The following is a 22013-nucleotide window of genomic DNA, read 5'->3' on the forward strand; positions in this document are numbered from 1 at the left end:
TGCCTTCTGGAGGGCTTGCACCCTGCGTGACAGTGAACTTCTTCCACCAAGGCACCAAAGCAAAGCACGAAGGGCTATTCACATGACTGATCAGCTGACCGAAGTCAGGGGCGGTACCGCCGCGGACCTCACTCGGGCGTGGGCCGGCGATCCCCGTTGGCTGGGCGTGCGCCGCAGTTACACGGCGCAGGACGTCGTCAAGCTGCGTGGCACCGTCCAGGAGCAGCACACCCTCGCCGAGCGGGGCGCCCGCCGGCTCTGGGATCTGCTGCACAACGAGGACTACATCAACGCCCTCGGCGCCATGACCGGCGGCCAGGCCGTGCAGCAGGTCCGGGCCGGGCTCAAGGCGATCTACCTCTCCGGCTGGCAGGTGGCGGCGGACGCGAACCTGTCCGGGCACACCTACCCGGACCAGAGCCTCTACCCCGCGAACTCGGTGCCGGCGGTGGTGCGCCGGATCAACAACGCGCTGCTGCGCGCCGACCAGATCGACAACGCCGCCGGCAAGAACGAGCGGGACTGGCTGGCCCCGATCGTCGCCGACGCGGAGGCCGGCTTCGGCGGCCCGCTGAACGCGTTCGAGCTGATGAAGGCCATGATCGCCGCGGGCGCGGCCGGCGTGCACTGGGAGGACCAGCTCGCCTCGGAGAAGAAGTGCGGCCACCTCGGCGGCAAGGTGCTGATCCCGACGGCCCAGCACATCCGCACGCTGAACGCCGCCCGCCTCGCCGCGGACGTGGCCGGCGTGCCCAGCCTGATCATCGCCCGCACCGACGCCCTGGCGGCGGACCTGCTCACCACCGACGTGGACGAGCGCGACAAGCCGTTCCTGACCGGCGAGCGCACGGCCGAGGGCTTCTTCCGGGTGCGCAGCGGCCCGGAGTCCGCGATCGCCCGCGGTGTCGCCTACGCCGAGTACGCCGACCTGATCTGGTGCGAGACCGGCAAGCCGGACCTCGAGTTCGCCCGGTCGTTCGCCGAGGCCGTGCACAAGGAGCACCCGGGCAAGATGCTCGCGTACAACTGCTCGCCGTCGTTCAACTGGAAGCGCAACCTCGACGACGCCGACATCGCCCGGTTCCAGAAGGAGCTCGGCGCGATGGGCTACAAGTTCCAGTTCGTCACCCTCGCCGGCTTCCACGCCCTCAACCACTCGATGTTCGAGCTGGCCAAGGGCTACGGCGAGACCGGCATGAGCGCGTACGTCAAGTTGCAGGAGGCCGAGTTCGCGGCCGAGGCCAACGGCTACACGGCGACCAAGCACCAGGCTGAGGTCGGCACCGGCTACTTCGACGCCGTCTCGACGGCGCTGAACCCGGAGAGCTCCACCACCGCGCTGTCCGGCTCGACCGAAGCGGAGCAATTCTGATGGAAACCGTCACCGTCGCGTCGTCCGACTACACCGACATCCTCACCCCCGAAGCGATCGAATTCGTCGTGGCACTGGACCGGGAGTTCGGCGCGCGACGGGTCCAGCTCCTCGAACGGCGCCGGCGGCGCCGCACGGTCCGCACCACGGAGCTGGATTTCCTCGAGTCGACCAAGCAGATCCGCATCGACGACACCTGGTCCGTGGCACCCCCCGCCGAGGACCTGACGGACCGGCGGGTGGAGATCACCGGCCCGCCGGAGCGCAAGATGACGATCAACGCGCTGAACTCCGGTGCCAAGGTGTGGATGGCCGACTTCGAGGATGCCACCGCGCCGACCTGGGACAATGTCGTCTCAGGTCAGCGCAACCTGCGCGATGCGCTGGACGGCAAACTGGACTACACCGCACCTGACGGCCGGGAGTACAAGGTCGGACTCGACCTGCCGACCATCATGGTGCGGCCGCGCGGCTGGCACCTGCCGGAGTGCCACGTGCGCATCGGCGGGCGGGCGGTCTCGGCGTCGCTGTTCGACTTCGGGCTGTACCTGTTCCACTGTGGGCAGAAGCAGATCGACCGGGGCAGCGGCCCGTACTTCTACCTGCCCAAGCTCGAGAGCCACCTCGAGGCGCGGCTGTGGAACGACGTCTTCGTCTTCGCGCAGGACCTGCTGGGGATCCCCCGCGGCACGATCCGCGCGACGGTGCTGATCGAGACGATCACGGCCGCCTTCGAGATGGACGAGATCCTCTACGAGCTGCGTGAGCACTCGGCGGGGCTCAACGCGGGCCGGTGGGACTACCTGTTCAGCATGATCAAGAACCGCCCGGACGTGGTGCTTCCGGAGCGCTCGCAGGTGACGATGACGGCACCGTTCATGCGGGCGTACACGGAACTGCTGGTCAAGACCTGTCACCGGCGCGGGGCTCACGCGATCGGCGGCATGGCCGCCGTCGTGCCGAGCCGCGACCCGGTGGCCGCGAAGCGGGCGCTGAACCAGGTCCGCCAGGACAAGCGGCGCGAGGTCGGCGACGGCTTCGACGGCTCCTGGGTCGCGCACCCCGGCCTGGTCGAGACCTGCAAGGAGGTCTTCGACCAGTGGCTCGGCTTCGAGCCGAACCAGATCGTGCGCAAGCGCGACGACGTCCGGGTCACGGCCAAGGAACTGCTGGACGTGCGGTCCACCGCCGTCACGGTCAGCGAGGTCGCGCTCCGGACCAACGTCAGCGTGGCGCTGCGCTACGTGGCGGCCTGGCTGGGCGGTCGCGGCGCGGTGGCGCTCGGCGGCCTGATGGAGGACGCGGCGACCGCCGAGATCTGCCGGACCCAGCTCTGGCAGTGGATCTCGACGGGCACCCCGACCGACTACGGCGTGCCGGTCACGGCCGGCCTGGTCACCCGGATGCTGCGCGAGGAGCTCGACGTGCTGGCCGAGACGGGTGCCCTGGACGAGGACTCGGCACGGCGCTACGGGCAGGCCCGGACGCTGCTCACGGTCCTGCTCTCCGAGCGGACCTGCCCGGAGTTCCTCACGCTGCCCGCGTACCTGCGGCACATGACCGGCGGCAAGCTCGCGCCGGCGGTGCCGGTCTGATCCGGTAGCCGGTACGGCCCTTCCGCACGGCCCGGTGGCTTCCTGCCACCGGGCCGTGTGCCCGTGTTGACGGACAGTGAGAAAGATCTTGGTACGAGGTGCCCGACGCGCGGGCCCACGTAATGCTGGGATCGCCCGACCCGTCAGCGCTGGGAGGAAACAACGATGTTGCCGCTCAATGCCAAGAACCTGTCGTCCCTGCCGGACGGCCTGCCAACACCGGCCTACGACCGCGGCGCGCTGCGTACCGGCATCGTCCACTTCGGCGTCGGCGGCTTCCACCGGGCACACGAGGCGATGTACCTCGATCGCCTGATGAACGCGGGCGCGGCGCTGGACTGGGCGATCTGCGGCGTCGGTGTCATGCCGGCCGACCGGCGCATGCAGGAGGTCCTCGACGCACAGGACGGGCTGTACACCCTGGTCGTCAAGGCGCCCGACGGCACGCTCGAGCCGCGGGTCATCGGCTCGATCAGGGAGTACCTCTTCGCGCCGGACGACCCGGAGGCGGTGATCGAGAAGATGGCCTCCCCCGCCGTGCGGATCGTCTCGCTGACGGTCACCGAGGGCGGCTACAACATCAACGCGGTCACCGGGGACTTCCTCGCCGACGACCCCGGCGTGCGGCACGACCTGGACCCCGGCAACGCGCCACGGACCACGTTCGGCCTGATCACCGCGGCGCTGGCCCGGCGCCGGGAACGCGGCCTGGCACCCTTCACGATCATGAGCTGCGACAACATCCAGGGCAACGGCCACGTCGCCCGCCGCAGCTTCGTCGCCTTCGCCACCCTGCTCGACCCCGGGCTGGGCGCCTGGGTCCAGGAGCACGTCGCCTTCCCCAACAGCATGGTCGACCGCATCACCCCGGTGACCACGGACGACGACCGCGACGAGGTACGCAGGCGGTTCGGCGTCGACGACGCGTGGCCGGTGGTCTGCGAGCCGTTCGCACAGTGGGCGCTCGAGGACCGGTTCCCGCTCGGCCGTCCGCCGTTCGAGGACGCGGGGGTGCAGGTCGTCCCCGACGTCGAGCCGTACGAGCTGATGAAGCTGCGCCTGCTCAACGCCAGCCACCAGGCGCTGTGCTACTTCGGCTACCTGGCCGGCTACCGGCTGGTGCACGACGTCGCACAGGACCGGCTGTTCGCGGACTTCCTGCTGGCGTACATGTACACCGAGGCGACCCCGACGCTGGCGCCGGTGCCGGGCATCGACCTGGACGAGTACCGGCACCAGCTCATCGACCGGTTCTCCAACGCCCGGGTGAAGGACACCGTGGCGCGGCTCTGCGCGGAGAGCTCCGACCGCATCCCGAAGTGGCTGCTGCCCGTGATCCGGCACAACCTCGACACCGGCGGCGAGATCCTGCGCGCCACCGCCGTCGTGGCGAGCTGGGCCCGCTACGCCGAGGGCGTCGACGAGCAGGGCCGGCCCATCGAGGTGGTCGACCGGCTCCGGGACACCCTCGTCGACAGGGCGCGGCGCTCACGCGAGGACCCGCTGGCCTTCATCAGTGACCGGGACCTCTTCGGGGACCTGGTCGACAACGAGCGGTTCGTATCGGCGTACCGTTCGGTGCTGGCCTCCCTGCACACCAGGGGTGCGCGGGCCACCCTCGAGGACCTGTCCACCGCCGCCTGACCACCGCGACCCGGCGGCGGGTGCCCAGCCGGAGGTAAACGTGCGGATCGAGCTGGCAACGGGCGACATCACCGCCGAAGACGTCGACGTCGTCGTCAACGCGGCGAACTCGTCGCTGCTGGGCGGCGGCGGCGTTGACGGGGCGATCCACCGCAAGGGCGGCCCGGCGATCCTGGAGGAGTGCCGGGCGCTGCGGGCCAGCCGGTACGGGCGCGGCCTGCGGGTCGGGCAGGCGGTGGCGACCACCGGCGGGCGGCTGCCCGCCCGCTGGGTGGTGCACACCGTCGGGCCGGTGTTCAGCGCGGACGAGGACCGCTCCCCGCTGCTGCGCAGCTGCTACGCCAACTCGCTGGCGATCGCCGCCGGCCTCGGCGCGCGGTCGGTCGCCTTCCCGCTGATCTCCTCCGGCGTGTACCGCTGGCCGAAGGACGACGCCATCCTCCAGGCGCTGACGGCACTGCAGGGCGAGGGGACCGCCGTGGAGGTGGCCCGGCTCGTGCTCTTCGACGAGCAGACCCGCCTCCTCGCGGAGCGCGTCCGGCAGGCCATGCCGGCAGCCGACCACTGAACGGCCGTATCCCGCTTCGTCTGCGTGACCCGACCGCCGCGCGCGGGCTGATCACCCGGAAGGTCGGCGGCGGCAGAACCGTTAGCTGTGAGCCCACCTCGCCCGGCGGAATTCCGCCTCCTCGGCCAAAGGCGGCGCCGGGGTGTCCACTGTCGCCGATCGGACGCGCGGGTGGTTGTCCGGGGACTCCGGAGGGTGCGAACATGACCATGCTCCAAACCCGATCGGGAGGCGCCATGACCCTGCCCCTGCGGGTGACCGTCGTCCCCGAGCGGGCGGACGCGGCACCCGGCGACAACCTGGCCTTCGACGTCACGGTGCGCAACGCCAGCGACATCGTCGAGCACTACGGGGTCGAACTGCTCGGCCTGCCGGACGGCGCCACCGTGCGCGCCGAGCCGGACGTGGCCAAGCTGCGCCCGGCCGAGTCCGCCACCATGACCGTGCGCGTCACCCTGCCGGTGCAGCCGCCCGCACCGGCGGGGACCTACGTGCTCGGCGCGCTGGTCCGCTCGAAGTACCGGCACGACGTGTCCCGCTGCGTCGAGGTGCCGGTGGATCTCGCCGCGGTCGACCAGGTCACCGTGCGGGCCGCGCCCGAGGTCGTCACCGGGGGGCGCGCCGGGCGGTACACGGTCGAGATCTCCAACGGCGGCAACGCACCCGTGCGCCTGCACCTCGGCGCCACAGACCCGGAGCGCCGGGTGCGGACGGAGTTCCAGCCGCAGATGGTCGACCTGCCTCCCGGGACGTCCGCGCAGGCGCTGCTCAGCGTGCAAGCGCCGCTGCCGTGGAACAGGGAGAAGCAGCGGCAACTTACCATCGCCGCGTCGCCGCAGACGCCCGGCGCGGTGCCCGCCACCGCGAGCGCCACGTTCGTGCAACGGCCGCGGTTCGCCTCGAAGTTCGCCAAGGTCGCCGGGATCGGCGCGGCCGTCGTCGTGCTCGCGGCCGCGATCGCCGTGCCCGCGCTGCTGGCCCGCGCGGGCGACGACGAGGATCCGGATCCCGCGGCCGTACAGCAGAATCAGCCGCCCGCCGCGCAGCCGACCGCCGCCGTGCCGCCTCCCCCGGCCGCGTCCTCCGCGGCCGCTCCCCCGCCCGCCGCGTCGGCACCCGCCGCGCCACCACCGTCGGCCGCCGCGTCGGCGCCGCCGTCCGCGGCACCACCCGCGACCGTCGGCGCGCGGGAGGTCGACCTGACCGCACCCGGCGACGGCGTGCTGGCCAGCGACGCCTTCCGCAGCCAGGGCTTCCTGGCCGGGGCCGACCCCGGCACGCTGGCCGTGCCCGGCTGCGAGGACGCCCGGAGCGCGGCCGTGGTCACCGACCCCGACGGCAAGAGGTTCCTGACCTCGTCCTCGGCCGACGACCCGGCGAAATGCCACACCGTCCCGCTGATGATCGACTTCCTGCCGGACGCGCCCGCGGGCTCGGTCGTGCTGACGCCCGCGACCAGGAACGCCCTCGAGATGGAGGTCGTGTACCGCGACCTCACCCGCGAGGTGAAGCGGGACCTGAAGGCACCCGACGGCGCGAAGCACGGCGGCATCGACCTCCTCCTGGTCCGGCCCCGTTCGTCCGACGGCGCCGCGACCGAGCCCGTCGCGCTGACCGCGATCACTTTCGCGCCGTAGAACCACCGCACGCGGGCATCTTCCGGGTGGCCCTCGTCCTATGGGGAGACGGCCGATCTTGTCGTTGCCGAGCCGAGGTCCAGGTCTCCCGGCCCGCGCCGCGAGGCGGAGGGTGGGCCCGGCGCGGGCCGGCAGGACACGCCCCAGGGTGGCGAGGTGATCGCGACGTCGGATGACGGGTCTCCCCGGTTCTGCGCGGCTTACCTGGAGCTGGCCGACCGGCTCGCGCCCGGACTCGTTGAGGGGCTTTACCACCAGGGATCCGTCGCGCTGGGTGACTACCGGCCGGGGGTGAGCGACTTCGTCGCCATGACCGGCCGGCGACCACCGGCCGGGATCGTAAGCGCCATCCATGCCGGCCTGCGCCGCGATCTGGAACGGGCGGCCGCGGGCCCCGCGGAGCACGAGTGGCGGATGCAGGCGGCGTCGCGCTTCGAACGGCACCTGGTCGCTGGCAGGTTCTCGCGGAGGCCGGGGTCGCGGTGCGCGGACCTGGTCGGCTTCGTGACCGGGGTGCTGCGGCCTTACCCCAGCTGGTCGCGGCGGCGGGTCAGGTAGGCGGTCTCGGCGGTGTTGCCCGCCAGCTCGATGGCCCTGTCGTACGCCGCGCGCGACCCCTGGCTGCGGCCCAGCCGGCGCAGCAGGTCGGCGCGGGTCGCGTGGTAGGCGTGGTAGCCCGCCAGCCTGTCCCCGAGGCGGTCGACGGCCGCCAGTGCCACCTCGGGGCCGTCCAGTTCGGCGACCGCGATGGCCCGGTTGAGGGCGACGATCGGCGAGGGGTCGAGGCGGACGAGCTGGTCGTAGAGGGCGACGACCTGCGACCAGTCGGTGTCGCGCACGTCGCGGGCGGAGGTGTGCACGGCGCTGATCGCCGCGAGGATCTGGTAGCGGCCCGGCGCCACCCCGGTGGCCAGGCGCTCGCGCACCAGCCGGTGCCCCTCGGCGACCAGTGCCGCGTCCCAGGCACCGCGGTCCTGCTCGCCGAGGGGTACCAGCTCGCCGGTCGCGGAGACCCTGGCGGTGCGGCGGGCCTCGGTGAGCAGCATCAGCGCCAGCAGCCCGGCCACCTCACCGTCCTGCGGCACGAGGGCACGGATCAGGCGGGTCAGCCGGATCGCCTCGGCGGTCAGGTCGTGCCGTACCGGATCGGTGCCGGGGCCGGTCGCCAGGTAGCCCTCGTTGAAGACGAGGAAGAGCACGGCGAGCACGCCGGAGACGCGCGCCGGCAGATCCTCCGCGGACGGCACCCGGTACGGGATGCGGGCTGTCTTGATCTTGGCCTTCGCCCGGGTGATCCGCTGCCCCATGGTGGACTCCTGCACCAGGAAGGCACGGGCGATCTCGGGCATGGTCAGGCCGCCGACCATGCGCAGCGTCAGCGCCATGCGGGCCTCCATCGCGAGCGCCGGGTGGCAGCAGGTGAAGATCAGCCGGAGCCGCTCGTCGTCGATGGCGCCGGGAGGCTCGGGCGGGTGGTCGTCGTACAGCAACCGGGCCTCCTTATGCTTGTCGAGGCGCTTGTTCTCGCGCCGGATCCGGTCGATGGCCTTGCGGGTGGCGGTGGTCGTCAGCCAGGCACCGGGGTTGGGCGGGACGCCGTCGGCCGGCCACCGCTCGACGGCGGTCGCGAACGCCTCGGCCGCCGCCTCCTCGGCGATGTCGAGGTCGCCGAAACGCCGGGTCAGCGCGGCGACCACCCGCGCCCACTCCTCGCGGAGGGCGCGGGTGACCGCCTCGCCGGCGTCGATCGGGCTCACCCGCCCAGGAACGGCCGCACCTCGATCTTCCGGTTGCAGGCCTTCGACCCGTCGGCGGCGAGCCGGAGCGCCACGTCGAGATCGGCGGCCTCGATGATCCAGAAGCCGGCGAGGTACTCCTTCGACTCCAGGAAGGGTCCGTCGGTGAACACCGCCTCACCACCCCTGTTGTCGACGACGGTGGCCGGGTCCGGCGACCCGAGTCCGCCGGCGAAGACCCAGTGCCCCTCGGCCCGGAGCCGGTCGTTGAACGCGTCGATGGCGGCCTCCTCGGTCGGGGTGGCCAGGCCGGCGCCGTCGTCGATCACGGAAACCAGGTACTGCATCTCGGATCATCTCCTGTGGTTCGGGCCGCCCCCGGCGGGCGGCCGCTCACCCCTGCAACGAACGCCTCTCCCCCGATCCGACACCGCCTGCGGATTTCCTTCAAGCAATTCCGGTACGCCGAGGGCGCGCGATCCGGCGGCGACGGCATCCCGCCCGGTGAACGGCGCGGCCCTCACCGGCCGAGCTCTTCGACAGGGTCCCGGTAGCCCGAAACTAGTACGCAGGTGCGCACTTGTTCGCGGCCTGCCGCACTTGAAAGATCGACGGTGGCTGGAGCTGCATTCCCCTAACGCGAAGAAGAGGCGAGGGCGATGAGCGCCGAAACCACGGCGGTCCCCGCGGATCCCACCGGTGCTGTCACACCGGCTGAGTTCGGGCGGCGTCTACAAGCGCTGATACACGCGCGCCGGAGATCCGTCGAAAGCGTCGCCCGGCGTAGCCGGGAGGCCGGGACACCGATCTCCCGCGCCACGGTCTACAACCTCATCGCCGGCACCGGCGCCTCACGGCGCGACACCCTCGTGGCTTTCCTCAGAGGGTGCGGGGTGCCGCCGCGGGAGCAGATCCGGTGGCTCACCACGTTCGACCGGGTGCACGCGCACACCGGGCCCGGCGTGGCACCGCAGGACGCCCGCGCCGCCGCCCGGACGGCCGACGTCCGGCGCCCGGGCTCACTGGGCAGCGCGGCCTGACCGCACAGCGCAGGCTGACCGCACAACGCGGGCCGACCACACAACGCAGGCTGACCGCACAACGCGGCCTGACAGCACAGCGCAGACTGACCACACAACGCGGGCCGACCACACAACGCGGCCTGACCACACAACGCGGGTGCCGATCGCGGCCCGGCTGGTGGGCACGCCGCCCGTGGGCGACCGAACAGTGCGAATCCGCGCGGTGACGATCCGTTCAGTCGACGGTGTGCCGGTGCCGGCCGGCCACCCGGTGGGTCGGCAGGCGCCGGCCCTCGGCGAACTTCTCGATCAGGTCCAGGTCGGCCGGCTGCAGCCCGCGCGCCGACCGGGGCGCGAGCAGCAGGGCCCGGCCCCGCGCGGTCAGCTCCTCGCGCTGCGGCCCCGGCGGCGGCAGGGCATCGTCGTCGGTCCAGATCAGGCGGCGGCCCTCCTCGGCCAGGACCGACCGGGCCGCCTGCTGTTTCAGCGGCCAGCAGTCCGAACCGCGGGGCATCGGGTCGGCGTGCAGGCCGCGGGCCAGTTCCGGCAGGCGCCAGAGCCGCTCCAGGCGGTCCGCATCCGGGCACCAGGTGGTGCACCAGCGGAGCTCGACCTTCTCCGCGGCGTGCAGCGCGCGGATGCGATCGATCAGGGCCGGCGCCCAGCGCATCAGGTACGACGTGTTGTCCGCGCCCGACCAGACCAGCGCCTTTCTCGGCGGACCGCCCCAGCCGGGCCGGACCGTGTTCAGGACCCCGTCGACGTCGAGAAGCCACACGGGCCTCCCGACGTCGATCATGAAAGGAGTCTAAGGCGTGGCCTACGTCTGGTCCGCGACGAACGATGCCACCCAGGCCAGCGCCGAGTTCCAGTTGATGGTCAGCTCGTTTGTCGACCACGACTGGATGTCGTCGATGTAGCAGAACTGGCCGACGCAGCCGGTCAGCTTGCTCTGCGCGTACGGGTCCTGGATCGACGAGTTCGCGCCGCCGGCCAGCGAGCCCCGGGGCGGGTTCGGCAGGGCCGGCTCGAGCTGGTGTGCGTACCAGCGGCTGTGCTGATTGCGTGAGCTGACCTCCCCGTACCCGGTCACGTACGACTGGTTGAGCGCGTTGCGGCCGAGCAGGTAGTCCATGCCCTCCAGCACGGCGTCGAGGTACCGGTCGCGGCCGGTCAGGTCGTACGCGCCCGCGACCACGACCAGGTTGTTGAGGATTAGGCTGTTCGAGCCCCAGTCCCACATGTTGTTCGGCGGGGCGTACGGGACGCCGTACGGGTGCCCGGCCTGGATCTCCAGGTACTTCTCCGCGCCGCGGACGATCGAGGCGCGGATCGCCGCCCGCCCGGGCAGCCGGTTGGGCAGCAGGGCGAGGTCGAGGCGGCCGGCCGCGGCCGTGCTCGCCCAGTCGAAGGCGCCGGGGCCGAAGATGTCGGCGGTGTGCACGGGCGACGCCAGCACGTCGTCGGCGTACCTCTTCTCCCCCGTCGTCAGGTAGAGCTCGGCCGCCGCCCAGTAGAAGTCGTCGTCGACCTTGCTGTCGTTGTACGGGCCGCCGCCGACGCCGTCGGACGCCGGCGCGAGGCGCGCGGGTTCGGCCAGCGCCGCCGCGTACGCGGTCCGGGCCGCCGCGAGGGCCCGCTTCGCGAACGCGGGGTCGTAGCGCCTGTAGATGCGGGCGGCCTGCGCTGCGGTGGCGGCCAGGTTCAGGGTCGCCGCGGTCGAGACCGGGTGGAGTTCGCGCGGCTGCGGGTCGAGGTGCGGCAGCAGCGGCAGCCCGGTCCAGTTGGCGTCGTGGATCTTGTGGTGCACCATGCCGGCGTGCGGCTTGCCGGCCGGCACCCGCATGCTCAGCATGAACTCCAGCTCCCAGCGGGCCTCGTCGAGGATGTCCGGCACCCGGTTGCCGCTCTCCGGGATGGCGAGGGTGCCGTCGCGGAGCCTGCCCGGCTCCGCGGTGCGCTCGAACTGGTTGAGCAGTTCCCACGTGGAGATGCCGCCGTTGACGACGTACTTGCCGTGGTCGCCGGCGTCGTACCAGCCGCCGGTGACGTTCAGGGTGTAGTCGCAGACGCCGCTCTGGCACGGCACCGCGTCGTCGCCGAGGTTCGGCGCGACGCCGACGTGGCCGGCCGGGCGGGCGTAGCCGGGCCGCAGGTCCTCGCGGATCTCGATGCCGCTGCGCTGCGGGTAGTAGAACTTCAGCGCGTCGAGCCGCAACCGTTCGTAGGCGGCGGCGTCGATGTCGAACGGCCGGCTCGTCTCGCCGTCGGCGACAAGCGTGTAGCCGGTGCCGCGCCCGCGGTAGCCGCCGAAGTCGATCGACTGCACGTTCTGGCCGGAGGAGGCGTCGACGCCGCGCGGCACGGTGTCTCCGCGCGCGACCGTCTTCCCGGCGGCGTTCCTGAGCTGCCAGCGCAGCCGGGTCGTGGCCTCGGTGACCAGCGTCGCCTTCTTCGGGCCGCGCGGCAGGTAGGCGACCTGGTTGACCCGGACCCGCGGCCCGGTGTCGGGCACGTAGACCTCCGGCGGCACGCCGCCGACCAGGGAGACGTCGTCGAGGCAGAGGCCCCACGCGGTGGCGCTGCCGCCGACCTGGAGTGCGACCTGCGCCTGCGCGGTGGTCACCGCCGAGGTGAAGGTGTACGAGTAGGTGTCGCCCGCGACGGTCAGCGCCGGCGAGGCCTCGAAGTATGTGTCGTACGGGGCGACCGAGAGCCCGACGATCGCGCGGGCGATGTGCCCGTCCGGGTCGCCGGTCGCGGTGAACGAGTAGCGGTAGGTCTCGCCGGCGACGAGGTCTATGTCGTTCTGGCCGACCGCGGCGTCCCACCGGTTGGTGGTGCCGCCGGGAACGTCCACGCAGGCGCGGCCGTCGCGCAGGGTGATCGGCATGCCCGCGGTGGACCACCACGGGTCGGTGCCGGCGGTGAAGCCACCGTTGACGACCTGCTCGACCTCGTCGGCGGCGGCCGCGGTCGCGGGCCCGACGGCGGTGAGCGTCACGGTCAGCAGAACGGCGGCACCGAGGGTACGGATCACGGGAGGGTCTCCTCCTTGGGAGCGCTTCCATTGACTGGTGAAGATATGGTGGTGCTCGCGTCACGGGGTGTCAACACTTTCGATACGTCAGGTGAGAACCGGAAATCCGGGTGCCCCTCGGGCTCATCCGCGCCACCATGTGCGGGTGCTGGACCTCGAGGAGCCCCTGAACACGCCCCGCCTGCTGCTGCGGCCGTTCCGGACCGCCGACGCCGACGCGCTCTTCGACCTCCGGAGCCGGCCCGAGGTGCTGCGCCACCTCTACTGGCCGCCGGCCACCCTGGACGGCGTACGCGATGTGGTCCGGCAGCGCCTGACCATGACCAGACTGGCCGTGGACGGCGACTGCCTGGTCCTGGCCGCCGAGGAGCGTGCCACCGGCCGCCTGGTCGGCGAGGTCGACCTGAGCCTGGTCAGCGCCGAGCACCGGCACGGCGAGATCGGCGTCATCCTGCACCCGGACGCGCAGGGCCGCGGATACGCGGCGGAGGCCGCGACCGCGCTGCTGGACCTCGCCTTCGACCGGATGGGACTGCACCGGGTCACCGCCGGCACCAACGCCGGCAACGAGGCCTCCGCCCGGGCGCTGCGCCGGCTCGGCCTGCGCCAGGAGGGCCACCTACGGCAGTGCGTCCGCTTCGACGGCGCCTGGCACGACGAGCTGATCTTCGCGATCCTGGCCGACGAGTGGCGGGCCCGGCGCTAGAGGGTGTCTCGCGGAGACACCCCCTAGTTCAGGCGAACAGCAGCACCGCCACCAGGGCCAGCACCGCGATCGCCGCGAGCGCCAGCACCGCGATGACCCAGCCCCAGCCGCCGCGCGCGTGCGGCGGCCGGGCCGGAGGCGGCCCGAGGACCACGGCCTGCGGGCGGGCCGCCCGCAGCTCGTAGCCGCAGCGTTCGCAGCGGATCCGGACCGGCTCGTTGCCGTAACCGCACTGCGGGCACGGGTACTGCCCCGGTATCGGCGCGGGTGCCGTCCGCTGGGTCCGTGCCACCGGCGCCGGCATCATCGTGCCGGTGCCGTCGTCGCGCTCGTTCGGCGAGCGCGGCACCGCACGGGCGTCGTGCTCCGCCGGCTGCTGGCGCAGGAACATCAGCGGGTAGCCGCAGCGGGGGCACAGCTGTTCCACGTCCGGGCGCACCGGGGAGCCGCAGTCCGGGCACGGCAGTTGCCGGTCAGCCATCGCCGCCGCCCTCCCCGGAGACCGGGCGGGCCCGGCCGCGGGCCGGCCGCGGCTGGAACCGCACATCCAGGCGTACGCGGGCACCGAGCGGCAGCTCGCTCTGCAGGAAGCCCAGCACCTGGCGCTCCGTGAGGTGGCCGGTGTGGTCCATCTGCACGACCACCACGGCGTCCACCGGCGGTATCTCGTCGGCGCGGCCGTACACGCCGCCCGTGTCGGTCACGGTTACCCGGGCGCCGGTCGCCGCCTCCAGCAGGGCCTCGACGCCGTACCGGGTGCCGCGCCAGCCGAGCAGCCGGCCGACCTCGCGGACCATCGAGCGCCGGTACTCGGGCGGGTCGGTCGGCTCGAGCTCCACGCCCAGCCAGGAGCCCAGGTACTGCAGCATCTCGGGGCTGGCCAGGCCGGTGTCCATCTGGTGCTCGATGCCGTCGATGCGCTCGCGGACCGTGTCGGCCACCTCCTCGAACGCGGTCACGAGGCCACGCAGCACCGGATCCGTGGCCATCGTCCGAGGCAGTTGATCCACCAACCAGGTCATGCCGCCACCTCCGCTGACGCTCCGGCGACGACATGAGTCAGACACTGAGCTGATGATTCGCTCGCAAGCTCGCTCATGCCGTCACCTCCGCTGGCGCTCCGGCGACGACATGAGTCTGGTACTGAGTTGATGATTCGCTCGCAAGCTCGCTCATTGCTGCACCACCACCCGGTGCTCGTACGACATGAACAGCGCGGCGGGCAGCAGCCGGAGCCGCTGTTCGACCTGGTCGAGGGTTCGTTGCCGGCGCAGATCGGCCGAGAAGAAGTGCACCGCCTCGACACCCTGCACGCCGAACGAGCCGTGCAGCACCCCGTACACGTCGCCGAGCCGCAGGTCGGTGTCGAAGGGCCAGCCCTGCCCGCTCGGGCCGCCCGTCAGCGGGTTCAGGTACTCGTAGAGGGCACGCTCGGCGCGTTCGCGTACCGTCTCCGTGCGGACGCCCGGACCGGCGCGCACCTCCGCGACGACCTTGACGCCCTGGTACCTCGGCGCCTCGATGCGCAGCCGCATGGTGAGCAGCCGGCGCGGCTCCAGATAGGCCTTGATCTGCTCCTCGAGCTCGTCCGTGAGGGCCAGGTCGTCCAGGGTGAGCTCCTCGGGCGCGATGTCGACCCGCGGCACGACCAGCAGCCGGGCCGGTTCGCCGGGCGCGTCCGGCGGCAGGCAGCGTGCCCGGGCGACGCTCGGCGCGGCGTCGAGGGTGAGCCGCTCCACGTCCTCGGCGGTCACCGCCCGGCGCCCGCCGCGCAGCAGCAGCGGGCCGCGCACCTTGGCGTTCTCCACGCTCTCCGCGTCGACTCCGCCGGCGCTCGGGTCGAGGTTGGTCACCCCGGCCACGAACGGGATCGACGTGTGCAGCACGGTGAGCCGCTCGGCGGCGACGTTTCCGCGCCGGCCGCCGCCGAAACGGTAGCCGGTCACCGAGATCTGCGCGTCGATCGGCGGGATCGCGCCGTGCTGCCAGGACCGGCCCTCGCGGTCGAGCACGCGCGGGCCGAAGCGGATCTCGCCGGTCGCGCCGGACCAGGTGAACACCCGGTCGTCCGCCTCGGCGTCGGCGAGGTCGGCGACCTCGGTCCACTCCTGCTCCTCGGGTTCGCCGGTGCGCTCGTGCCGGGGCAGCACCACCCGCACGGTCTCGTCGTGGCGGCGCGGCAGCACGGGCGCCCGGCGTACGGCGAAGACCTGTCCGGGGCGACCGTCGCTGGTGCCGAGCAGTTCGGCGGGGGCCGGCTCGGCGTGGTGCGCGGGCACGGCCCCGCCGAGCGCCACCGCGGACAGCGACTCCAGTTCGGGCGGGTTGGTGTACCCGGGCTGCCCCTCGGCGGCCTGCACCAGCCGGCAGCGCAGCCAGTGCGCCCGGCGCGACCCGATGGCGAGGGCCTCGTGCCGGGCCGGGAGCAGCAGGGTGACCTGGCCGGGGCTGTTGAAGCCGGCGCTGGTGTCGCCGAGGATCCGCACGTCCGCCCACTGGTGCCCGTCCCAGGCCTCCCAGCAGCGCGGCGGCCGGCGGGGGTCGACGCCGGCGCCCTCGGGCCCGGTGGTGACGTCCAGGCGCAGCAGGTTGCCGGGCGCCGGCTCGGCCAGCCCGAAGTAGACGGCCTCGCCGGCGCTCAGGCTCGGGAAGAGCCGCACCGAGGAGGCCTCGCGGCGCAGGTCCTCCCAGTGGTCGGCGTACCGGTCGCCGGTGTGCGTGACGCAGGCGATCAGCTCCGGCGGCACGACCCGCAGCTCGGAGTCGGTGAGGAAGACGACGGGCTCCTCGTCCTCGCGGCGTTCGGTGCTGACCTGGGTGCCGGCGGGGATCCGGACGACCTCCGCGCGCGGGGCGGTGAGGGTGAAGAGCAGGTCGGCGCGGGACGGCACGGCCGAGAAGAGCTCGACGCCGACCAGCTCGAGGAACTTGATGTACAGCCGGTCGGGTACCTGGTTGAGCCGGTACAGGGTCATCTCGGTCATCCAGGCGAAGAGCTCGACGAGCGCGACGCCGGGGTCGGAGACGTTGTGATCGGTCCACTCCGGACAGAGCCGGTGTATCCGCCGCTTCGCCTCGTCCACGATGTCCTGGAACCGACGATCGTCGAGATCGGGCGCGGGAAGACTCACGGGGCCGGCTCCTCGGTGGGGATGGTGTAGAACGGGAAGACCAGGTTCCGGACGTCGTTGGTGGCGCGGATCCGGTACGCGATCGCGATCTGGACGGTGGCGGTGCCGGGCTGGGCGGTGGCGACGATCGACTGCGGGTCGATCCGCGGCTCCCAGCGTTCGAGGGCCTCCCGGACGGCCTGTTCGACCAGGCCGAGCGTCCCGGCGGTCAGCGGCGCGAAGAGCAGCTCCCACATCGCGCAGCCGAACTCGGGGCGCATCACCCGCTCACCCGGCACCGTCGACAGGATCATCCGGATCGCGCCGTCGATCTCGTCGACGCCGCTGACCAGCCGCACCGACCCGGTCCGCGAGATCGCGGCGGGGAACGCCCAGCCGGTGCCGATGAAGTCGTCGCGCCGCACGGCTCAGCCCACCAGCACGTCGGGCGAGCCGGCGGTAATCGTGCACGCCGGCAGGTCCGCGGGGTCGTTGCAGGTCATGACCGGGTCGCCCATCCGGGCCAGCGGCCTGCCGCCGGCCAGCACGGTGGGCGAGCCGGTCATGACCCGGCCCTGATTGGTCGGCGGGCGGCTGAAGGTGGCCGGCGGCGGGCAGAGGTGCGGCGGCAGGTTCTGCGCGACGCTGCCCTGCACCGCCGCGGGCAGGCCGTTGACGAGCACGTCCGAACAGAGCCCGGTCAGCAGCTGCCCGGTGAACGGCAGCGGCGTCGGCGTCGGCACCGGGCCGCCCGGCGACGGCACCAGCAGAATGTGCACATCGGTCCCGGTGACCGGGTCGTTCTGGCGAGCGGCGGGCTGGGGCACGGTACCTCCTCAGTTCAGCCTGATCGGCTTGCCGGACGCGGTCAGCGGGCCGGACGCGGCGATCTCGACCTGGGCGCCGCTGAGCGTGAGCTTCTGGGTCGCCTTGATCTCGATCTGGGTGGCGGACAGGACCAGCTTCTGGTCGCCGGCCAGCGACGACTCGGCCTGCTCGAGCGTCAGGGCGCACGGGCTGCCGCCCAGGGTGAGCCCGACGGACAGCGACGGCTCGTCGGTGAAGACCAGCCGCGAGTCGCCCCGGCTCACCAGGAACCGCTCCTTCGCCCGGGCCGTACCCGCCGGCGGGCCGTCCTTGCGGTTCCACAGGCCGCCGAGCACGACCGGCCGGGAGTGGTCGTCGAGCTCGAAACCCACGAGGACCTCGTCGTCCACCTCGGGCAGCCACTGCAGGCCGCGCTGCGCGCCGCCGCCGGGCGTGGCCAGCCGGGCCCAGGCGCTCTCGTCGTCGGCGGACAGGGTCGGGAACTGCACCCGAACCCGGCCCAGGCCCTCCGGGTCGTCGTTGTTGGTGACGATGCCGACGACCAGGCCGGTCCAGCCGCGCCGGTCGCCGCCCGCGCCGCCCGGGCCGGTGAGGTCCGCGAGCCCGCCGGGTTCCTTGCCGCCGCACACGAACCGCGTGAGGTAGGGCTTGCCGGCGCCGTACGTGTGCTCGACGCCGGTGACCCGGTAGCCGCCGGTGAGCCGCGAGCCGACCCCCTCGATCCGGACCCGGGCGCCCGCGCCGATCAGCGGATCCCCGGCGCACTGCCCGCGCAGCACGACCTCCTCGCCGGACGCGCGCAGCAGCAGCGACGAGGCCAGGGCGTCCGCCTCCGACTGGTCGGTGACGGGGAACTGGCCGGCGTTGCGCCGCACCCGGCCGAACGCCCGCCGGGCCGCGTCGGCCATCTCCCGGGCGGCCGGCGCGTCGGTGCCCGGGTCGGTCTCGTCGGCGCGGCCCTCGATGGCCTGCTTGCCGAGCTGGTCCCAGCCGCGGATCTGCACCTCGTCACAGCGTTCGGCCGCGGAGAACCTGACGGTGAAGCCGTTCAGGTTGCCGCCGTACTTCAGGGTCGGCGGGGTCGCGTCCGACCGCGGGCCGCGCTTGAAGAAGAACGTGCGGTCGCTGACCCACACGTCGAAGCCGATCCGGGCGGCCCGGCGGCGCAGGAACGCGTAGTCCGTCTCCCCGGCCTGCAGCACGTAGTCGTGGGTGGCGCCGGTGCCGTCGATGTCCGCGTCGAGGCCGTACTCGCCGGCGATCCGGGCCGCGATGTCGGCGTCGGTGACCCGCTGGAAGCTGCGCGACTTCGGCTCCCGGGCCATCCGGTGGGTCAGGTCGAACCCGGTCAGCACCAGCTCGTGGCGCCCGGAGGCCCCCGGCTCGACGACGATCGCGGTCACCTCACCGGCGGTGACCACGACGGGGTCGCCCTCGGCCCGGAAGGCGATCTCCATCCGGGTGCCGAGGGTGAAGGTGGCCCTGTCGAAGAGCTCGAAGTGCGGGTCGTCGAAGTGCACGGTGAAGAAGTCCGGCAGGTGCACCGACTCCTCGACGCGGACCAGCACGAGCCGCGGGTACAGCTCGGGCGGCAGCGGGCGACCGTCGACGGTCAGCACCACCCCGTCGAGGCGGCGGGTCGCCTCAGCCACGGCGGCGCACCGGCAGCTCGGGGATCACCAGCAGCGTCCCGGGGGCGAGCGCGAGCGGATCGACCACGTTGTTGGCGTCGGCGATCAGCCGCCACCGGGTCGAATCCGCGTAGTGCCGGGCGGCGACCCGGTCCAGGGTCTCGCCGAAGCCGAGGCGGTGCACGCTGTGCAGCGTCGGCGTGTGCGAGGTCGGGTTCTGCAGGGGCCGGACGGCCTCGTCCTCGTACTGCTTGAGCGACAGGTCCGCCTTGGCCCGCAGCGGCATGCCGCTGCTGGCGAAGTAGGTGAACTTGATCTGCAGCCGCTCGACGATCGCCCGGAACGAGTGCAGGTTGCCCCAGTGGAACTCCACCCACGGCGGCCGGCCCTTGTTGCGCGCCCGGTCGGCGCCGGGCAGGCTCATGTCGACCTTCAGCAGGTCGAGCAGCTTGTTGGTGTGCACGGTGACGTCGGAGCCGTCGCTTGTCGTGTCGAGGGTGAGGCTCAGCGCGAGGGTGCCGGACTGGCCGCCCTGGAAGCGCAGCTGCGGCGCGTTGCCGCCCTTGTTCTCCGAGGCCTGCCAGCTGTTCGACTTGGTGATGGTGAGCTCGGCCGGGTTGAACAGGAACGGGATCTCGGTCTTGAGCTCGGTGCGCAGGACGGCCTTCTCGGGATTGCCCATCAGAAGACACCCGCCCATCGGCCGCCGCGCCGCTCGATCTCCCGCAGCAGACGGGCTTCCACGATCTCGACTACCTTGTCCGGGTCGAGCGCGGCCGCCGCCTTACCCGCCAGACCGGAGGCGGCGGTGCCGACGGCGTTCACGGCCGTGCCGACCGCGCCGGTCGCCGCATCAACAGCACCCGTCGCCGCGTCGACGGCACCGGTCGCCGCGTCGGTCGCGCCGTCGACCATGCCGGTCGCCGTGGACATCGCCTCGGTCGCCGTCGAGCGGGCGTTCTGCGCCCATCCGGTGGCCGCGGCGATCGGAGACGCGGTGGCCTCGAGGACGGCCGCCCGGGCGGCCCGCGTCGCCACGTCGCCGACGGCGCCGATGCCGCCGCCCACGGGCAGCCGGTCCACGATCCCGGCCGCCGCGTCCGGCACGGCCTTGAGCCGGTCCGCGCCGGCGGCCAGCGCCGAGCGCTCGTCGTCGTCCAGGAGGCCGGACATGCCACCGAGCAGGAAGCGGGGGCGGCGCACCGGGTTGCGCGTGTGCGTGAGCTCGTGCGCCAGGACGGCAGCGGCGGCCGGGGCGGTGGTCGGCACGGCCGGCAGGTGGACGACGGTGCCGGTGGTCGCGCCGAGCGCACCGGCAGCAGCCAACGCATTCCGGGTGGCAGGACCAGTCGTGAAGAGCGGCGCCCGGGTCCGCCCGCTGATCGCCGCCGCCATCGCGTGCAGCGCATTCGGCAACGGACGAGGGGCCTCCAGCGGCCGGGCGGCGACTGCGGCCTCCCAGCGAGCCCGGGGAGACATCAGGACCGGAGACAACGGGACCTTTTCCCGTACGGGGGCGGCGAAGTCCATGCCGCGCGGCGCGGGCCGGGTGCGTGGTCCGGGCCGTCGCGCGACCGCCGGGCTGAGCTGCACGGCACCGGTCGGGTCCGGCACGTTGCCGGGCGGCAGCCCACCACCCCCGAGCACCCGCATGTCCTCGGCCGGCACCGGATTGTGCACGGTCGGCCCCTCCCCCGGCCGCCTGGCCAGGCCGCCGCCACCTGGCCGCCTCACCAGGCCTTCGTCGCCCGGCCGCTTCGCCAGACCGCCACCGGCCGGGCTCGCCGACATCCGGTCCGTCGGCGCAAAGCCGCGACCGGGTTTCACGCGCGTGGGCGTCGCCGAGCGCCGCGCCGGACTCCGGTGCACCGCCGGAGCAGCGGAGGGCAGCTCGGTCGGCGGCGCACCACCGGCGAGTCCAACTTCCTGTACTGGGGCGGCACCCGGCACCGGCGGAGGCGTCAACTGCACCAGTCGAGGGGTCAGCTGGTGTCCCGGGCGCAGCGTCGGGCCGTTGGCCGCATGGCTCCGCGCGAGGGTGGGTCTTCCGGTGAGCGCGACCGGATCCACGCTGTCCAGCCCGGCGGCCGCGTAACGGCCCGGTCCGGGCAGTCCGGCCGCGCGGTGCAGTGTGGACTTCAGTGCGCCCGTCCGGGAAAAGGATCCTGAAATGCCCGTCCGGGAGGTCTCGGAAAACCCCGGGCTCGGCGCAAGGGCGTGGACCGAGCCCGGGAGCATCGGAGGTGGGCGCATGATCAGGTCGTGGCCGGGTGCGACCTCCGGGCCGCGGCGGCGTGCGGTCAGCGGCCGGCGGCGGACCGACAGCGGCCGGGTCAGGACCGGCGCGTCGGCGTCGACCGGGTTGGACGGCGACGCGACGCGGCCTCGGCGACGCTGCCACCAATGGACCAGGTTCCAGGGTGCACGCACTCGCAGGTCCGCGGTGATGCCGGCTGAGGCGCGCGGACCCGGCGCCGGCCGGCGGACCAGCAGGCGCAGCACCCGGAACAGCCTGTTACGAGGCGCGGAAGCCACAGTGGCACACCTCCAGCTCCTCGACGGCCAGGTCCCGCGACGAGGCCGCCAGCTTCGGTCCCGTCCACTTCACCGGCTTCGCCTCGGCGATCGTCCAGGTGCGGACCGGTGTGCGGTCCGGCGCCATCACGGTGATCTTCCCGTCGCGCGGCTTCACCACGTTGTTCTTGCCCGACAGCCCCTCGCCCGAGCATTCGAGCAGCCATTCGAACAGCGCGTTCGTGTCGGTCAGCCCGCGCTTGAACACCAGGTTCGGCCACTTCATCCGGCCGAGCAGCTTGTGCGTGTACGCGTTCTGCCCGCCCTCCGCGAGCTCCTCGACCTCGAGCTGGACCGCCAGCCCGGACACCTCGGTGAACGCGCCGATCGTCGCGCCGTCGATCTCGAGGACGAAGTTGCCGACGAAGGGCGGGTCCTTGGTGTGCGCCTCAGCCACCCTGCACTCCTGTCCATGCGCGTTCGTTCAGGCCGCCGACCTCGCGCAGCAGCCGGATCCGGTCGCCGTGCTCGAGGTCGAGCAGCCGGTCGAGGTCCCAGTGCAGGTGGTACGCCAGGAAGGCGATCTCCTGCCACAGCTCGTCGTGGGCGT

21 protein-coding genes and 1 pseudogene are annotated in these 22013 nt (G+C 72.8%); 8 read left to right on the forward strand and 14 right to left on the reverse strand.

All coding sequences use genetic code 11. The features are described from left to right. The first annotated feature begins 82 nt into the window (after window positions 1-82). From aceA to AB0B58_RS17530, 6 genes are all read left to right on the forward strand, one after another. Complete coding sequence (aceA, locus tag AB0B58_RS17505; protein ID WP_360224441.1) at window positions 83-1372, forward strand: isocitrate lyase; 1290 nt, start codon at window positions 83-85, stop codon at window positions 1370-1372. After that, a complete protein-coding gene (aceB, locus tag AB0B58_RS17510) occupies window positions 1372-2967 on the forward strand; it encodes a malate synthase A (RefSeq protein ID WP_360224443.1) in 1596 nt (531 codons plus the stop codon). Before aceA ends, aceB begins: the two co-directional genes overlap by 1 nt. Before the next feature lie 165 nt (window positions 2968-3132). Continuing rightward, window positions 3133-4611 (forward strand): mannitol dehydrogenase family protein, encoded by a 1479-nt coding sequence (locus tag AB0B58_RS17515; RefSeq protein WP_360224445.1) that lies wholly within the window; start codon window positions 3133-3135, stop codon window positions 4609-4611. Between the two features lie 40 nt (window positions 4612-4651). Beyond that, a complete protein-coding gene (locus AB0B58_RS17520) occupies window positions 4652-5179 on the forward strand; it encodes an O-acetyl-ADP-ribose deacetylase (RefSeq protein WP_360224447.1) in 528 nt (175 codons plus the stop codon). A gap of 236 nt (window positions 5180-5415) precedes the next feature. Further along, the gene (locus tag AB0B58_RS17525) at window positions 5416-6816 is read left to right on the forward strand and encodes a hypothetical protein (protein ID WP_360224449.1); all 1401 of its coding nucleotides are present in this window, start codon (window positions 5416-5418) and stop codon (window positions 6814-6816) included. 156 nt (window positions 6817-6972) lie between these two features. Further along, window positions 6973-7374: a hypothetical protein gene (locus AB0B58_RS17530; RefSeq protein WP_360224451.1), complete on the forward strand. Its 402-nt coding sequence runs from the start codon at window positions 6973-6975 to the stop codon at window positions 7372-7374. On the opposite strand, the gene AB0B58_RS17535 is transcribed toward AB0B58_RS17530, so the two are convergent. Next, a complete protein-coding gene (locus AB0B58_RS17535; protein ID WP_360224453.1) occupies window positions 7341-8573 on the reverse strand; it encodes a DUF6596 domain-containing protein in 1233 nt (410 codons plus the stop codon). The genes AB0B58_RS17530 and AB0B58_RS17535 overlap by 34 nt on opposite strands. Beyond that, the gene (locus AB0B58_RS17540; protein WP_360224455.1) at window positions 8570-8899 is read right to left on the reverse strand and encodes a YciI family protein; all 330 of its coding nucleotides are present in this window, start codon (window positions 8897-8899) and stop codon (window positions 8570-8572) included. Before AB0B58_RS17540 ends, AB0B58_RS17535 begins: the two co-directional genes overlap by 4 nt. 312 nt (window positions 8900-9211) lie before the next feature. Here AB0B58_RS17540 and AB0B58_RS17545 point away from each other — a divergent pair, with 312 nt between their 5' ends. Beyond that, entirely contained in the window at window positions 9212-9592 is a 381-nt protein-coding gene (locus AB0B58_RS17545) for a helix-turn-helix transcriptional regulator (RefSeq protein ID WP_360224457.1), read from the forward strand. Between the two features lie 217 nt (window positions 9593-9809). Here the strand turns inward: AB0B58_RS17545 and AB0B58_RS17550 are convergent, their stop codons facing one another. Together AB0B58_RS17550 and AB0B58_RS17555 are read right to left on the reverse strand one after the other, a co-directional pair. Then, on the reverse strand, window positions 9810-10373 hold the full coding sequence (locus AB0B58_RS17550) for a hypothetical protein (RefSeq protein WP_360224459.1): 564 nt from the start codon (window positions 10371-10373) through the stop codon (window positions 9810-9812). A 21-nt stretch (window positions 10374-10394) separates the two neighbouring features. Next, window positions 10395-12578: a glycoside hydrolase family 9 protein gene (locus tag AB0B58_RS17555; RefSeq protein WP_360224790.1), complete on the reverse strand. Its 2184-nt coding sequence runs from the start codon at window positions 12576-12578 to the stop codon at window positions 10395-10397. Between the two features lie 181 nt (window positions 12579-12759). On the opposite strand from AB0B58_RS17555, the gene AB0B58_RS17560 reads away from it, so the two are divergent. Further along, window positions 12760-13320, forward strand: coding sequence for a GNAT family protein (locus AB0B58_RS17560; protein ID WP_360224461.1), 561 nt, complete (start codon window positions 12760-12762; stop codon window positions 13318-13320). Between the two features lie 28 nt (window positions 13321-13348). Here AB0B58_RS17560 and AB0B58_RS17565 read toward each other — a convergent pair whose 3' ends face one another. The 10 genes and pseudogenes from AB0B58_RS17565 to AB0B58_RS17610 all read right to left on the reverse strand — a co-directional run. Continuing rightward, the gene (locus tag AB0B58_RS17565; RefSeq protein WP_360224463.1) at window positions 13349-13801 is read right to left on the reverse strand and encodes a hypothetical protein; all 453 of its coding nucleotides are present in this window, start codon (window positions 13799-13801) and stop codon (window positions 13349-13351) included. Next, entirely contained in the window at window positions 13794-14342 is a 549-nt protein-coding gene (locus AB0B58_RS17570; protein WP_360224465.1) for a phage tail protein, read from the reverse strand. Before AB0B58_RS17570 ends, AB0B58_RS17565 begins: the two co-directional genes overlap by 8 nt. A gap of 150 nt (window positions 14343-14492) precedes the next feature. Beyond that, the gene (locus AB0B58_RS17575; protein WP_360224467.1) at window positions 14493-16451 is read right to left on the reverse strand and encodes a putative baseplate assembly protein; all 1959 of its coding nucleotides are present in this window, start codon (window positions 16449-16451) and stop codon (window positions 14493-14495) included. Further along, window positions 16448-16855: a GPW/gp25 family protein gene (locus AB0B58_RS17580; protein ID WP_360224469.1), complete on the reverse strand. Its 408-nt coding sequence runs from the start codon at window positions 16853-16855 to the stop codon at window positions 16448-16450. Before AB0B58_RS17580 ends, AB0B58_RS17575 begins: the two co-directional genes overlap by 4 nt. Window positions 16856-16858: 3 nt before the next feature. Next, a complete protein-coding gene (locus tag AB0B58_RS17585) occupies window positions 16859-17257 on the reverse strand; it encodes a PAAR domain-containing protein (RefSeq protein ID WP_360224471.1) in 399 nt (132 codons plus the stop codon). Window positions 17258-17266: 9 nt separating this feature from the next. Further along, entirely contained in the window at window positions 17267-18910 is a 1644-nt protein-coding gene (locus tag AB0B58_RS17590) for a VgrG-related protein (protein ID WP_360224473.1), read from the reverse strand. Beyond that, complete coding sequence (locus AB0B58_RS17595) at window positions 18903-19571, reverse strand: LysM peptidoglycan-binding domain-containing protein (RefSeq protein WP_184993470.1); 669 nt, start codon at window positions 19569-19571, stop codon at window positions 18903-18905. Before AB0B58_RS17595 ends, AB0B58_RS17590 begins: the two co-directional genes overlap by 8 nt. After that, on the reverse strand, window positions 19571-20623 hold the full coding sequence (locus AB0B58_RS17600; RefSeq protein WP_360224476.1) for a DUF4157 domain-containing protein: 1053 nt from the start codon (window positions 20621-20623) through the stop codon (window positions 19571-19573). The genes AB0B58_RS17595 and AB0B58_RS17600 overlap by 1 nt, the downstream gene beginning before the upstream one ends. A 781-nt stretch (window positions 20624-21404) precedes the next feature. Then, window positions 21405-21860 carry a phage tail protein gene (locus AB0B58_RS17605; protein WP_360224478.1) on the reverse strand — a complete coding sequence of 152 codons (456 nt, stop codon included), beginning with the start codon at window positions 21858-21860 and terminating at the stop codon, window positions 21405-21407. Then, window positions 21853-22002, reverse strand: a pseudogene (locus tag AB0B58_RS17610) (DUF6760 family protein); the annotation flags it as partial. The pseudogene AB0B58_RS17610 and the gene AB0B58_RS17605, both read right to left, overlap by 8 nt. Window positions 22003-22013: the final 11 nt, after the last annotated feature.

This window comes from Actinoplanes sp. NPDC049118, assembly GCF_040648555.1.
Lineage (GTDB): Bacteria > Actinomycetota > Actinomycetes > Mycobacteriales > Micromonosporaceae > Actinoplanes.